This is a genomic window from Mycobacterium scrofulaceum (assembly GCF_002086735.1).
Lineage (GTDB): Bacteria > Actinomycetota > Actinomycetes > Mycobacteriales > Mycobacteriaceae > Mycobacterium > Mycobacterium scrofulaceum.
Genome location: NZ_MVIJ01000015.1, coordinates 1 through 14,468, shown reverse-complemented (window position 1 = coordinate 14,468; position 14,468 = coordinate 1). Strand labels below are relative to the sequence as shown.

Annotated in this window: 10 protein-coding genes and 1 pseudogene; 7 read left to right on the top strand and 4 right to left on the bottom strand. The window is 69.8% G+C overall.

The features are described from left to right. Positions 1–3 precede the first annotated feature (3 nt). The 3 genes from BST44_RS12005 to BST44_RS11995 form a co-directional block, all read right to left on the bottom strand. The gene (locus BST44_RS12005) at positions 4–507 is read right to left on the bottom strand and encodes an isoprenylcysteine carboxyl methyltransferase family protein (protein WP_083177342.1); all 504 of its coding nucleotides are present in this window, start codon (positions 505–507) and stop codon (positions 4–6) included. Between the two features lie 11 nt (positions 508–518). Then, on the bottom strand, positions 519–1,625 hold the full coding sequence (locus BST44_RS12000; RefSeq protein ID WP_208619781.1) for a type III polyketide synthase: 1,107 nt from the start codon (positions 1,623–1,625) through the stop codon (positions 519–521). A gap of 122 nt (positions 1,626–1,747) precedes the next feature. Beyond that, positions 1,748–4,006 carry a molybdopterin oxidoreductase family protein gene (locus BST44_RS11995; protein ID WP_083177341.1) on the bottom strand — a complete coding sequence of 753 codons (2,259 nt, stop codon included), beginning with the start codon at positions 4,004–4,006 and terminating at the stop codon, positions 1,748–1,750. A gap of 277 nt (positions 4,007–4,283) precedes the next feature. Here BST44_RS11995 and BST44_RS30095 point away from each other — a divergent pair, with 277 nt between their 5' ends. The 4 genes from BST44_RS30095 to BST44_RS11980 all read left to right on the top strand — a co-directional run bounded on the left by BST44_RS30095 (position 4,284) and on the right by BST44_RS11980 (position 7,443). Beyond that, the gene (locus tag BST44_RS30095) at positions 4,284–4,457 is read left to right on the top strand and encodes a hypothetical protein (protein ID WP_158086652.1); all 174 of its coding nucleotides are present in this window, start codon (positions 4,284–4,286) and stop codon (positions 4,455–4,457) included. 45 nt (positions 4,458–4,502) lie between these two features. Further along, the gene (locus BST44_RS11990) at positions 4,503–4,946 is read left to right on the top strand and encodes a nuclear transport factor 2 family protein (RefSeq protein ID WP_083177340.1); all 444 of its coding nucleotides are present in this window, start codon (positions 4,503–4,505) and stop codon (positions 4,944–4,946) included. Between the two features lie 200 nt (positions 4,947–5,146). After that, the gene (locus tag BST44_RS11985) at positions 5,147–6,541 is read left to right on the top strand and encodes a WS/DGAT/MGAT family O-acyltransferase (protein WP_083177339.1); all 1,395 of its coding nucleotides are present in this window, start codon (positions 5,147–5,149) and stop codon (positions 6,539–6,541) included. A gap of 38 nt (positions 6,542–6,579) precedes the next feature. Then, positions 6,580–7,443, top strand: a complete 864-nt coding sequence (locus BST44_RS11980) for an alpha/beta fold hydrolase (protein WP_208619780.1) — start codon at positions 6,580–6,582, stop codon at positions 7,441–7,443. Positions 7,444–7,530: 87 nt separating this feature from the next. Here BST44_RS11980 and BST44_RS11975 read toward each other — a convergent pair whose 3' ends face one another. Continuing rightward, positions 7,531–8,007, bottom strand: a complete 477-nt coding sequence (locus BST44_RS11975) for a nuclear transport factor 2 family protein (protein WP_083177338.1) — start codon at positions 8,005–8,007, stop codon at positions 7,531–7,533. Between the two features lie 314 nt (positions 8,008–8,321). On the opposite strand from BST44_RS11975, the gene BST44_RS11970 reads away from it, so the two are divergent. From BST44_RS11970 to BST44_RS29545, 3 genes and pseudogenes are all read left to right on the top strand, one after another. Beyond that, the gene (locus BST44_RS11970) at positions 8,322–12,821 is read left to right on the top strand and encodes an HAD-IC family P-type ATPase (RefSeq protein WP_083177337.1); all 4,500 of its coding nucleotides are present in this window, start codon (positions 8,322–8,324) and stop codon (positions 12,819–12,821) included. 343 nt (positions 12,822–13,164) lie between these two features. Further along, entirely contained in the window at positions 13,165–14,349 is a 1,185-nt protein-coding gene (locus BST44_RS11965) for an acyl-CoA dehydrogenase family protein (protein ID WP_083177336.1), read from the top strand. 9 nt (positions 14,350–14,358) lie between these two features. Beyond that, a pseudogene (locus tag BST44_RS29545) lies at positions 14,359–14,468 on the top strand (2,3-dihydroxybiphenyl 1,2-dioxygenase); the annotation flags it as partial.

Here is a 14,468-nt window from a genome sequence, read left to right as displayed (position 1 = left end):
CGCTCAGGCCAGGCCCAACGCCGCGTTCTCCGCCCGGATCCGGACGCTGAGCACCAGCGCGTTCGCCACGCTGAACACGATCGCCGTCAGCCAGGCCGAGTGCACCAGCGGCAGCGCGGCAACCTCCGCCGCGACCGCGGCGTAGTTGGGGTGGCGCACCCATCGGTACAGCCCGTCGCGCACCAATGGCGAGCCCGGGATCACGATGAGCCTCGGGTTCCAGCGCTTGCCGAGCACGCTCACGCAGCGCCAGCGCACCACCGTGCTGAGCACCACCACCGCGAGCATCGGCCAGCCCAGCCACGGGACGAACGGCCGGGCGAAGGTCCAGGTTTCCACGACGCACGAGACCAGCAACAGCGCGTGCATGCTGACCATCGCCGGGTAGTGATCGCGGCCGAACTCCTTTCCCCCTTGTGCCAGCGACCATTTGGTGTTCCGCTGCGAGACCGCCAGCTCGACCAGGCGTTCGGCGGCGATCGCCAGAATGAACAGGTAGTAGTACATGGCTTCGCCCCTCACCACTGCAGCAGCAGAAGTTCGAAACTGAAGCCCGGCCCCATCGCCAGCATTATCCCGAACGCCCCTTCGGGCGGCGGCTCCGCGACGGTGCGGCGCAGCACGTCGAGCACCGACGCCGACGAGATGTTGCCGTTGTCCCGCATCGAGTTTCGGCTGTGCGCCAGCGCCTCCGGCGGCAAGTCCAGAGCTTCCTCGATCGAGTCGAGGACTTTCGGGCCGCCGGGATGGCACACCCACGCCGAGATGTCGGCCAGGGACAGGCCATGGTCGGCCAGGAAGGCGTCGACTTCGTCGCGCAGGTGGACCTCGGCCATCTTCGGCACGTCGCGAGACATCACCAGTTGAAATCCGCTGGACCCCACGTTCCACCCCATCACGTCGACGGTCTCGGGAATCACGCGGCTGCGGGTGGCGAGAACTCGCGGCGCGCGATTGCGCTCCGGGCCCAACGGAATTCGGTCGGATCCGGTGGCGACCACGGCCGCGGCGCCGTCGCCGAACAGGGACACCCCGATGAGTGCGGGGATCGAGGTGTCGTCACGCTGCAGGGTCAGGGAACACAGCTCGACCGACAGGAGCACGGCGACATCCCCCGGGTAGCCGTGCAGGTAGTCGTGCACGCGCGCCATGCCGGCGGCCCCGGCCACGCAGCCGAGTCCGAACAGCGGGACGCGTTTGATGTTGGGCCGCAGTCCGATTCGGCTCATCAGACGCGCGTCGATGGTGGGCACCGCGATGCCGGTGCTGGAGACCATCACGATGGTGTCCACCTCGTCCGGTTCGACGCCGGCCTCGTCCAGCGCCGAACGTATCGCCTGCTCGCCGAGGTCGACGGCGACCTGGAGGTAGGCGTCGTTCGCTTCCGTGAAGCTGTTCAACCGCGGGTAGCGCGACAACGGCAGCGCGAGGCTGCGGTGGTCGACTCCCGTTGTCTGGGCGAAGCGCAGGAAACGCGGATCGGTGAATTCGGTGAGCTCGCGGGCGACCTCGTCCTGGTTGTAGCGGTGCGGCGTGAATGCCACCGCCGCCCCGGCGATGTGCGGTGCGCCGTGTCCGCTACGAGCGGCCCGGCGCGTGGTTGTGAGATGCGTTGTTGCAGTCATGCCTATGCCGACGAGGGGCTTGCCTAGACGGTTCATCGGAATGGCGTTCGGGTGAGATGAACCACAGGCCGGCGCGTGCCGTTAACGTTCGAGACGGGCCGGGAGGAAAAGGGTGGGCTGCCTCAAAGTCTTTTCGCGGGTCGGAACCGCGCTTGGTCGTCGATGATGGTGACCGGTATGCCGTTGAGCGCGCCGTTGCCCGACGGCTCATCGATAAACGTCGGCGGGGAAAGGACATTCGTGTTGACCCCCGGCGAGCCGTTGGCGACCGCCATGCGGGTGCCCGGCTTGCCATGCCCCCAGCCGTGGGGCATCGAGACCACGCCCGGCCTGATCGCGTCCGTGACCTCGACCGGCACCTTGATCTCGCCCGCGGCCGATTTCACGGTGACGACGTCGCCGTCGGCGACCCCGCAGCGCGCGGCGTCGTCAGGATGAATCAGCAACGTGCAGCGGTCTTTTCCCTTCATCAGCGCGGGCACGTTGTGCAACCAGGTGTTGTTCGATCGCAGGTGCCGGCGACTCACCAGGACCAGCGGCTCGGCCGGGCGCTGAAGCCGCGCGGCCAGCCGGGGCAGATCGTCGAGCAGGTATTGCGGCGCGAGCCGGATCTTCTTGTCGGGCGTGCCCAGAATATCGGGGAGCTGCGGCACCATCGGCCCGAAGTCGATGCCGTTCGGGTTCGCCTTGAGCAGGTCCAGCGTCAGCCCACCGGGGTTCTTGCCGTACTCGTCCCCGAAGGGGCCGGTCCGCAGCGTGAGGTCGAGCATCCGCTCGGGGCCGCCGCGCAAACCGGCGGCGTCGCAGAGCTTGCGGATCTCCGCCCCGTCGAGGCCCCGGGTGAACGCCAGGTAATCGAAGAAGCCGTCATCGATCGCGGCGACGTCGACGTCTTCGGCCGGTGTGCCGGTGCACAGGCCCGTCAGCCGGATGAGGATCTCCCACTCGTGCGGGCGGTCCCCCGGGTCGAACACCGGCGCGGAGTAATTCGCGACGCTGCGGATCGCGAAAAGCAGGATCAGGTCGTCGTGGTGCGGCTGCTCGAGCGGGGACAGTCCCGGCAGGATCACGTCGGCGTGCCGCGTCGTCTCGTTGATCCAAAGGTCAACGGAGATCATCGCTTCCAGCATCGGCAACACCTCGTCGAGCTTGTCACCGCCGGGGGTCGACAGGACCGGGTTGCCGGCGACGGTGATCAGTGCCTTGAGCTGCCCCTCGCCCGGGGTGGCGATCTCTTCGGCCATGCAGGACACCGGCGCCTGACCGAGCACCTCCTTCGCCCCGCGCACGCGGGTGCGCCAGCGGCCGAATTCCGGCAGGCCGCCTTCCAGGCCGGGCAGCGGCTGGGTGGTGATCGACCAGGCCGCCGGCTTGGGAAACATCGCTCCCCCGGGCACGTCGAAGTGACCGGTCAGGATGTTGATGACGTCCACCAGCCAGCTGGCCAGACTGCCGAACTCCTGGTTGCACAGTCCGATTCGCCCGTATACCACCGATCGTTCGGTGCCGGCGAGCTCGCGGGCCAGTAGCCGGATGCGGTCCTCGGCGATGCCGGTGACGGCGCTGACCCGTTCCGGTGGCCAGTCGGCGGCGACCCGGCACATCGTGTCCATCCCATCGACGCAGCCGTCGATGTGCGGGCCGGGAGCGACCAGGTCTTCGTCGAACAGCGTGTGCGCGACGGCCAACAGCAGGGCGGCGTCGGTGCCGGGCACGATGGGCAGCCACTCGTCGGCGCGCGCCGCCGTCGGAGTGCGGACCGGGTCGATCACGATCACCCTACCGCGCTTGCGGATACCGTCGATCAGCCCCATCACGTCGGGCGCGGCCAACAACGACCCCTGCGACGCGGCGGGGTTGGCGCCCATGATCACCATCAGGTCGGTGCGTTCGATGTCCGGCACGGGGAAGTTCCACCAGAGGCCGTACATCAGGTGCGAGGACAGGTTCTTCGGCCATTGGTCGACCGTCCCCGGGGAATAGGTGACGGGGATTCCGGACATCCCCATCAGCACACCCGCGTACCGGGCCAGGGAGAACGAATGCGCCAGCGGGTTGCCGGTGTAGGCGGTAACCGCGCCGATTCCATACTTTTCGATCACCGGGGTGAGCAGTTCGGTGCAGCGACGGAAGGCCGCGTCCCAACTGACCTCCCGCCACTGCCCGTCGACCTTGATCATGGGTCGGCGGATGCGGTCCGGGTCGTCGTGCAGCGCCGCAAGTGAGACGCCCTTCGGGCAGATGTGTCCGCGGCTCCACACGTCGTCTCGGTTGCCCCGGATGCCGGTGACGCTGCCGCCTTCGACGTGAATCTCCAAGCCGCACATGGCTTCACACAGGGGGCAGGTGCGCAGATGCCTGCCGTCTTCGCCCGTTGTCACCCACCCACTGTATTCCGCTACGGACCGTCGCGGAAGTGGGCAAAACCCGCGTCTCGGGATGCCCACGACCCGGTGCCGGCGACCCGGTGGGCGCGCATGCGGTCAGCAGCCCCGCCCAAGCGCCGCCCGCGGGATTTCCTTGAGAGACATTTGAATCTGGCCACTCAGCTGTACAACGCCGGGTCACCGAAATTAGCGTCGGCCCCGGAGGACACGTTCACGGGAAGGGAGCCGGCTCGTTGAGCATCCAAGCGGGCCCGCCGCATCGGGGTGCGCCGTGAGCGACCGCCAGGGCATCGAATACCTGCGCGCCGAGGTCATCGACCGGTTGGACGCCCAGCCCTTCGAGGACTGGCCCCCCGCCCTGCTGCGGGCCCTGATCGCGGTCTTCGATCTGAACGGCGTGACGCCGGCCGTGCCACGCGTGTTCCGACCCCACATCGTGAGGTAGCCGTCGCGCATTCGGGTATTAGGCTGCGCCCGAGGAGTCACGACGGTGGAGATATGGGAATTGGTCGCGCGTGAGCGGATCCGCGACACCCTGGCGCGGTACAACTGGGCGGGCGACGTCGGCGACGTGACGGGGCTCGCCGAGACGTTCTGCGTGGACGGCGTCCTGGAGATCCGCGGCCTCGAGCCGCTGCGCGGGCGAGCGGCGATCGCTTCGTTTCTCGGCGGTGTGGCCGTCACCCGGCCCGCCAGCGTCAAGCCGATCGTCCGGCACAACCTGACCAATGTGCTGTTCGCCGGACTGACTCGCGACGCGGCGCACGTCTCGTCGTACTTCACCGTCGTCACCCATGCCGGGCTCGACCATTTCGGCCGCTACCGGGACACTTTGGTGCCCGACGGCGACACCTGGCTGATCAACCACCGGCGGGTGTCGACCGACTGGGCGGCCCCCGACTCGGCCATGGCTCGGCAGCGAGCCGGCGGGTGAGCGGCGCGCGGAGATGAACGCCGGTGGCGATTTCGTTAAATGTCTAGCGCGGATGTTTGCCTGAGACCGCTCAGCGGCTACAGATAGAAATCACACCTACAGATTGCGGTCGACCCCTGATTGCGTTCATCGGTGGGGCCCGGGGGTGACCATAGGTCATGTGACCAGCGGTCATGGCCGCGCTAATGAGACGAGCGGAAATGCAACGACTCAGTGGATTAGACGCGTTCTTTTTGTACCTGGAATCCCGCACGCAACCCTTGAATGTTTGCTGCGTGCTGGAGCTGGACTCCGGTGACTTGCCGGGCGGCTACACGTTCCCCGAATTTCGGGCTGCGCTGTCGGCGCGGGTGGACGCGGTGCCGGAATTCCGCCTCAAGCTGGCCGACAACCAGCTGAACCTCGACCATCCCGTCTGGGTCGACGACGACCGTTTCGACCTGTCGCGTCATCTCCACCGGGTGGCGCTGCCGGCGCCCGGGGGATCCAGGGAGTTAGCGGAGATCTGCGGGCACGTCGCCGGGCTGGCGCTGGACCGGGACCGCCCGCTGTGGGAGATGTGGATCGTCGAGGGCCTGCATGGCGGGGACGCGGTGTCCGTCGTCCTGAAGGCCCACCACGCCGTGGTCGACGGAGTGGGCGGCGCCAACCTGCTCGCCCAGTTGTGCAGCACCGTCCCGAACGCCCCGGCGCCCGAGCCCGCTACTCGCGTCGGCGGGGCGAATCCGCTGCAGATCGCGGCGTCCGGGCTCCTCGGCGCCGGGTTACGGCCATGGCGGCTGGCCAAAGTGGTGCCGGCGACCGCTCTGACGCTGGCACAGACGATCCTGCGCGCCCGCGGCGGCGGACACACCATGGCCGCCCCGTTCGCGGCGCCGCCGACGGCGTTCAACGGGCACTTCACCCGGCGCCGCAACGTCGCCCTCGCGACGCTCGACCTCGAGGACGTCAAGAAGGTCAAACGCACGTTCGGGGTCACGATCAACGACGTGGTGACCGCCTTGTGCGCGGGCGCGTTGCGCCAGTACCTGCTGGACCGCGACGAACTTCCCGACAGCCCGATGGTGGCCAGCGTGCCGGTATCGGTGCGGGGCAAAAGCGACCGGCCGGGCCGCAACCAGACGACGTGGATGCTGTGCCGGCTCGAAACCCACATCGACGATCCCGCCGAACGGTTGGGCAGCATCGCGGAACGCAACGCGGCGGCCAAGGACCACGCCGCCGCCATGGGCCCCAGCCTGCTGCAGGACTGGACACAAGTGGCGGGACAAACCATGTTCGGCGCCGCGATGAAAGTGCTGCCCCGGATTCCCCTGCCCGACAAACCGCCGCACAACCTGGTGCTGTCCAATGTGCCCGGCCCCCAGGAACAGCTGTACTTCATGGGTTGCCGGGTCGACGCCATGTACCCGCTCGGCCCGATCATCGCCGGCGCCGGACTCAACATCACCGTCATGTCGCTCAACGGCCGCCTCGGCGTCGGTCTGATCTCCTGCCCGGACCTGGTGGCCGACCTCTGGGACCTCGCCGACACGTTCCCCGCCGCGCTCAAAGAGCTGCTGAATTGCAGCGAGCCCGGGCACGGCCACACCTGACCCGGGCCGCGCCGCGGCGGCATGGCAAGGTGACACCCGTGGTAGACACCGTTACCCAGCAGGACCTGCGTGAAATCAGCACTCCGAAGGGCGCTTTGCGCTACTACGACTGCGGTCCGGACTCCGCCCCGACGCTGCTGTTCCTGCACGGCTCCGGTCCGGGCGTCACCGGGTGGCGCAACTTCCGCGGCCTCCTGCCCGCCTTCGCCGATCGGTTCCGCTGCCTGGTCCTGGAGTTCCCCGGCTTCGGCGTCAGCGACGACTTCGGCGGCCACCCGATGGTCACCGCGTTCGGCACCGTGTCCCCCTTCCTGGACGCGCTCGGCGTCCGGAGGGTGCACATCGTCGGGAATTCGATGGGCGGCGGCGTCGGCATCAACTTCGCCACGCACAACCCCGACCGCGTCGACCGGTTGGTGACCATCGGCGGCATCGGGACCAACATCTTCAGCCCGAGCCCCAGCGAGGGCATCCGGCTGCTGCAGGAATTCGTCGAGGACCCCACCCGGCAGCGACTGGTCGACTGGCTCAAGTCGATGGTGTACGACCAGGCGCTGATCACCGACGAACTCGTCGAGGAACGCTGGGAGCTGGCCACCGATCCGGACACGCTGGCCGCCGCGCGCCGCATGTACGGGAAGGCGGCCTTCGCCGCGATGAACTCCGCGATGGCCGCCTCCGACCGCCCGCTGCCGTGGGCGGTCATGCACAAACTGACCGCGCCCACCCTGCTGACGTGGGGACGCGACGACCGGGTCAGCCCGCCGGACATGGCGCTGATCCCGATGCGCACCATTCCCAACGCCGAGCTGCACATCTTCCCCAACTCGGGGCACTGGGCGATGATCGAGGCCAAGGAGGCGTTCGAGAGCACCGTGCTGGCGTTCCTCTCGAGGGGGTAGAGGCGATCGCGAGCTCCATCGATCTCGACGCCAGCGCGAAGAAGGCGCGTTGACGTCGATCTCGGCACAGCGCCTGACCGCCGCGGCTCAGACCGACCCCGCGACGCCCCTGGTCAAAAGGTCGTGGGCGTCACGATTGCCGTCCAGGACGCGGGTGGTGCGCGCGCCGATCCGCCACTGGCCATCGATCCGGCTGAGCACGAAATGATTTGCGGCACAGCGCCATACGCGGTACCCCTCGCCGTCGCGGACCAGCACCAGGGACTCGCACACCGCGACCGCCGAGTCGCCGGTGACGGTGACGACGCACGGCCCGAGGAAATGGCAGCACCCCTGGGCCACCAGCTTCTGATGCGCCGACGAACTCACCATGGCGTGCACGCCGGCCCGGCCCTCCATGCGCCAGCCGTCGACGTCGTAGCTGCCGTCGCTCGCCCACAGTCCCGCGGCGGCCTCGGCATCGCCGGCATCCACCGCCGGGCCGTACGAGGCGATCAGCCGCGCAATGTCGCGTTCGTCCTCCAGCCGGCGCAGCCGCGCGGACAAGTCGTCGATGTCGTTCATGGTTGCTCCTCATCGTCGGGGTCGCGGACCACCACCCCGCCCCCACACGTTAAGACGTAAGAGCCCACGTAACCGCAACGGCCCTTTGGGGTTTGCTCCGAATTTGAATCAGGCGAGCCGAACATTTCGATCGAGCGTCCCCAACAGCTGTGATCACTTTTTACATGTTTGTTACTCGGATCCGTGTCAAGTTGCTGGCCCCCTAACCGCGGGTTAGGTTGGTCGGGTTTGCAGCCGGGGCCAGCGTCGGTCGGCGGCTGCGTCGCGAATCACCGCGAAGCAACCATTCGTGATGTGCGTGAAAGGGATTGCGCGTGCGACAGCTTTCACCGCTGCGGGTGGTGTCGGCGGGGCTCGGGGCTGCCGCGGGGCTTGGCGACGCCGTCGGCAAGCTGGCCGCTGCGGGCCTCGATGTCGTCGCGCTGCCCGTCCGGGTGGGCGCCACGGTGCTCTCGGGTGAGGTTTCCCGGTCCACGCTGACCCGGCGGTGCGGGCGCGGTGACGGCCGGCTGTGGATCGAGGTGCGCGGGCTCGACGGCGCGGACGGCGCGGCACGCGCCCGCGCCGCCGTGGACGCGATGCGGGCGCAGCCCGGGGTCACAAAGGTCAGCCTGAACCGTCCGTTATCGCGGGTGGTTGTCGAGATCGACGACGGCCGGGCGTCGCTCGACCAGCTTTGTTCTGCTCTCGCATCCGCTGAAAAGGCTTACGGCCCAGCCGATTCCATCCGGGCCGGCGGCTTGCCCGGTGATGGGCTGCTGATGGTCACCCGCGGCGCGATGGTGGCCGTCAACGCCGCCGGGTTCGCGGTCGCGGTCGCGGGCCGCGCATTGCGGTTGCCGGCGGCCCCGATCGCCGTCGATGCGGTGTCGGCGATCGCGAATCATCAGCCGTGGCTGCGTCGTGCGCTCGAGGCCGGGATCGGCCCCGGCGCCACGGACACCGCGTTGTCGGTGTTCGGCACCGCCGCGCACGTTGTCACGCTGTCGCCGGCGAAGCTCTCGGTCGACCTCGCGATGCAGGCGTTCAAGGCCGCGGAGTCCCGGGCCGCGGCGCGGGCATGGGCCCGTTATGAGCCGGACCTGGCCCGGCATGCCGACGAGTCGGAGATGCATCACTTACCCCGCGCGGTTCCCGCGCCGGCCGGCCGGATCGAACGTCATGGGAAGCGCGTCGCGTGGGTGCAGCTGATCGGTGTCGGCCTGACCGGTGCCCTCACCCGCAACGTCACCATGGCGTCGAACGCCGCGCTGGCGGCCTCGCCGAAGGCGATGCACACCACGCACGAGGCGTTCGCCACCACCCTCGGGCGCGGCCTGGCCGACCGGCACGCGGTGCTGCCGCTGCGGCCGGAAAGTCTGCGCCGCCTCGACAAGGTCGATGCGCTGCTGATCGATCCGCGCGTGCTGTGTGGCGCTCAGATGCGGGTGGTTCGCGTCCGCGGCGCCCGCGACGACGACTTGCCGGCGGCCTGGGCCCGCGCGCAGCAGCTGCTCGACGACGGCCCGGGCCCGGGCCCGGGCTGGCACCGGATTCCGGCCTCGTCCGACGACGTCGATGGCGGCGATGCGGTCGAGGCTCTCATCGCCCCGGCGCCGCACCCTCTCGCGTCGGCGCTGATCACCCGAGCGCGCGACTCCGGCGCGCGCCTGGTGTCCGTTGACGCCGGCCTGCTCGGCGACCTGCGTCCCGCCTTCGATGACGTACACCCGGTCGACGGCGCCGATGTCGACGGCGCGCTCGCCGACGCGGTGTCCGCGCTGCAACGGGACGGGCACACCGTCGTTGTGTTGTCCTCGTCCGGGGCGCAAGCCCTTTCGAGCGCCGACGTGGCGCTGGGGATCAGGCCGGGCGCGGATGCTCCACCGCCGTGGAATGCGGACCTGATGCTCGACGACCTGGCCGGGGCGTGGCGGGTGCTGCATGCGTTACCGGCCGCCAGGAGGGCGAGCCAGCAGGGCATCGCCATCTCGGTGGGCGCCTCGGCGCTGGGCGCGTTGTTCATGGTGCCCGGGGTGCGCAGGTTGCGCGGGCCCGGCCCGGTGACCATCGGCGCCGTCGCGGGCCTGCTGTCGGGATACCTGTTGGCGCTCGGCACCGTTCGCACGCCCGTGCCCCGGCCGGCGCCGGTGTTCGAGTGGCACGCGATGTCGGCAGAGCGGGTCCGCGAAGTGCTGGCGGCGCTGCGCGACCCCGACGAACCCCCTGCCGCAACGGGTTCCGGACCGGACGACGGACGCTTTCCCGCCGCGGTGTGGGAGTTCGCCAGGGCCGCCGTCGCCGAGCTGACCGGCGACCCGCTGACGCCAATCCTCGGATTGTGTTCGGCTGCCACCGCGGTGCTCGGGTCACCTGCCGACGCGGTCCTGGTCGGCACCGTGCTGACCGGGAACGCGCTGCTGTCGACGGCCCAACAGCTTCGGGCCGAGAACCGGCTGAACCGCCTGCTCGCTCAGCAGACCCCGCCGGCCCGCGTGGTAATCCCGGGATCCGACGCCGCACGCGGCTACCGCGAAGTCGTCGTCGAGCAGCTGCGGCCCGGTGACGTGATCGAGGTGCGCAGCGACGAGGTGGTGCCCGCGGACGCTCGGGTGATCGAGGCCCACGACCTCGAGGTCGACGAATCGTCGTTGACCGGTGAGTCCCTGTCCGTCCAGAAGCAGGTCGAGGCCACGCCGGGGGCGGAGCTGGCGGAGCGTCGCTGCATGGTCTATGCCGGCACCACCGTGGTGGCGGGCACCGCGATCGCGGTGGTCACCGCCGTCGGCGCCGACACCCAGACGCGCCGCGCGGCCGAGCTGGCCTCCGGGGACCTCCCCACCGTCGGCCTGCATCATCAACTCAGCCGGCTGATGAGCCGCGCGTTCCCCTTCAGCGCGGGCGGCGGGGTTCTGGTCGGTGCACTCGGCCTGTTGCGCGCGGGCGGTCTGCGCCAAGCGCTGAGTAGCGCGATCGCGGTCTCCGTGGCCGCGATCCCCGAGGGCATGCCCCTGATGGCGACCCTGGCGCAGTCCGCGTCGGCGCAGCGGCTGGGCGACGCCGGAGCGCTGGTGCGGGTGCCCCGTGCGGCCGAGGCGCTCGGCCGCGTCGAAGTGGTCTGCTTCGACAAGACCGGGACGCTGAGCGAAAACCGACTCCGAGTCGCCGAGGTGCGTCCGGTGGCGCAGCATTCCCGCGATGACGTTCTGCGGTGCGCCGCCCAGGCCGCCCCGGCGGACGACGGCAACCCGCACGTCCACGCCACCGACGAGGCCATCATCAAGGCCGCCGACGAGGTGGCCGGTCCCAGGTCGCGGCCCGAACCGGACGCTCACCTACCGTTCCGTTCCGGCAGGGCGTTCTCGGCGTCGGTGACGGGCACCCAGCTGACCGTCAAGGGCGCGCCGGAGGTGGTGTTGGCCGCCTGCCGCTCCGTCGGCGCGGAGGTGGACGACGCGATCACCACCCTGACGACCGCGGGCCTGCGGACCATCGCCGTTGCCCGGCGGAAATTGAGCGCCCAGCAGGCGCGCGCGGTGCGGGAAGACCCCGACCGCATCGGCGCTCTGTGCGGCACGGGGTTGACGCTGACCGGCTTCCTCGGGCTCTCGGACACGCCGCGCCCCCAGGCGCCGCAATTGCTGGCCGACCTGTCCGACCGCGGGGTGGCCATCCGGCTGATCACCGGTGACCATCCCGTCACCGCCACCGCGATCGCCCGCGAACTGGGCGTGCCCGTCAGCGCGGAGCAGGTGATCACCGGGTCGGAGTGGAACGCCATGTCCCGCGAGGAGCAGCGGCTCGCGGTGTCCGAACGGGTGATCTTCGCCCGGATGTCGCCGGAGAACAAGGTGCAGGTGGTCCAGACGCTCGAGCGCGCCGGGCGCGTCTGCGCCATGGTGGGTGACGGCGCCAACGACGCCGCGGCGATTCGCGCCGCGAGCGTCGGGGTCGGTGTGGTCGCCCGCGGCAGCGACTCGGCGCACACCACCGCCGATCTGGTGCTCACCGACGGTCGCATCGAGACCCTGGTGGCCGCCATCGACGAGGGGCGGCGCCTGTGGCGGGGAGTGCAGGCCGCCGTGACCGGCCTGCTCGGCGGCAACGCCGGCGAGGTGATCTTCTCCGTGATCGGCACGGCGCTCACCGGGACGTCGCCGCTGAACACCCGCCAGTTGTTGCTGATCAACATGCTCACGGACGCGCTACCGGCCACCGCGGTCGCCGTCAGCACGCCGGCGGGCCCGGTGCAGCGCGTCGGGAGCGGCATCGACGACCGCGCGCTACGTCGGGCCGTCGCGGCGCGCGGGACGCTCACCGCCGCCGCCGCCACGACGGCGTGGCTGATGGCATCGGTCACCGGGCTGCCGCAACGGGCGTCCACCGTCGCGTTGATCTCGCTGGTGGCCGTCGAACTCGGCCAGACCGTGGTCGACTCGCACGCACCTTTGGTGTTGCTCACCGCCGCCGGGTCGTTCGCCGCATTCACCGCGATGATCACCACCCCGGGGATCAGCCAGTTGCTGGGCTGCACGCCCGTCGGCCCGCTGGGCTGGGCGCAGGGTCTGGGCACGGCCGCCGGCGCGGTCCTCGCCGTCGCGGCCACCAACTGGTTGAGGTCTGATCACCGGGACGCGGAGTCGCCCACCGGTGACCGCCCGGTGCTCGAGGGGCAACCCGGATCGCCTCCCCCACCGCGCCGCCAACACCCCCGGGCACCGCATACGGCCGCGCTGAAGGCGCCGGCAACGGGCGCACCCGCGCTGAGATTGGTGGACCAGCATCAGCATCGAATCTCGGGGGAGGTCGTCAACGATCGCCCGCGCGGACGGTAATTGCTCGTCCGAAGGCCACGCGGGGCTCCCCCGTCGTGCGGCGATTGGACCTTCGCCAAGGTGTCGTTCAATTGCTCTACGCCGCAAGCCATGTGCGTCTTTGCCGACGTAGCGGCGGTGGCGCCCGCCAGAGGGTGACCTTTCCCGTGGTCGCCGCGCACCTCGCTTTCGGCGTGAGGCCGCCGCCGGGACTGCGTGATGCTGGCGTGCCGGGCCCGGTCCCCTGAGCGCCACATCGTGCGCACCGGTCCGACCGCTTTTGCTTCCGCTCACCGGAACGCCTTCGGCGAGGGCACGAACTGCGGTAGACCATTACCAAGCCCCCAGACGTAAGGACACCAACATGAGCGAACGGGTACTCGACCGGGTCGTGGCGATGGCGGACCAGTTGCGCGACCAGGCCCCGGAGGCCGAACGGATCGGCCGGCTCACCGACGACACCGTCAAGCTGATGAAGGGAGCCGGCTTGATCCGGCTCCTGCAGACCAAGCAATACCAAGGCTTCGAGGCCCACCCCCGCGAGTTCGCCGAGACGACGATGGCGACCGCGGCGCTGGACCCGGCGGCCGGCTGGATCGTCGGCGTGGTGGGTGTGCACCCCTACCAGTTGGCGTACGCCGACCCGAAGGTCGCCGCCGAGGTATGGGCCGATGACGTCGACACCTGGATGGCCTCGCCGTACGCACCGCAGGGGGTGGCCAAGCCGGTCGACGGTGGCTACCTGTTCAACGGCCGCTGGCAGTTCAGCTCGGGCACCGACCACTGCGACTGGATCATCCTGGGCGCGATGCTGGGCGACGACAAGGGCATTCCGATCATGCCGCCGCAGATGCTGCACATGATCCTGCCGCGCAAGGACTACGAGATCGTCGAGGACTCGTGGAACGTGGTGGGGCTGCGCGGGACCGGCTCCAAGGACGTGATCGTCTCCGACGCGTTCGTCCCGGCCTACCGGACGATGGACGCGACGAAGGTGATGGACGGCACCGCCCAGCGCGAGGCCGGCATGACCGAGCCGCTGTATCTGATGCCGTGGTCGACGATGTTCCCGCTGGGCATCTCGGCGGCCACGATCGGCATCGCCGAGGGGGCGCTGGCCGCGCACCTGGACTACCAGCGCGAGCGCGTCGGCGCCACCGGCACCGCGATCAAGGACGACCCCTACGTGATGTTCGCCATCGGCGAGGCGGCCGCCGACATCAACGCCGCCCGCCAGGAACTGCTGGCCAACGCCGACCGGATCTACGACATGGTCGCCGCGGGCAAGGAGGTGTCGTTCGCCGACCGCGCGGCCGGGCGGCGCACCCAGATCCGCGCGGTGTGGCGCGCGGTGTCGGCGGTCGACGAGATCTTCGCCCGCTCGGGCGGCAACGCGGCCCGGATGGACAAGCCGCTGCAACGCTATTGGCGCGACGTCCATGTCGGCCAGCTGCACGCCATCCACATGCCGGGCACCACCTATCACGCGTCGGCGCTGAGTTCGCTCGGTATCGATCCGCCCGAGGGCCCGCTTAGGGCTTTGATCTAGGAGACCACGTTGACCGACCTGAAAAGCCTGGGCTACATCACGATTTCGACGAGCGACATCGACCGCTGGCGGCACTTCGCCTTCGGCGTGCTGGGTTTCGCCGAGGGTAAGGGCCCCGA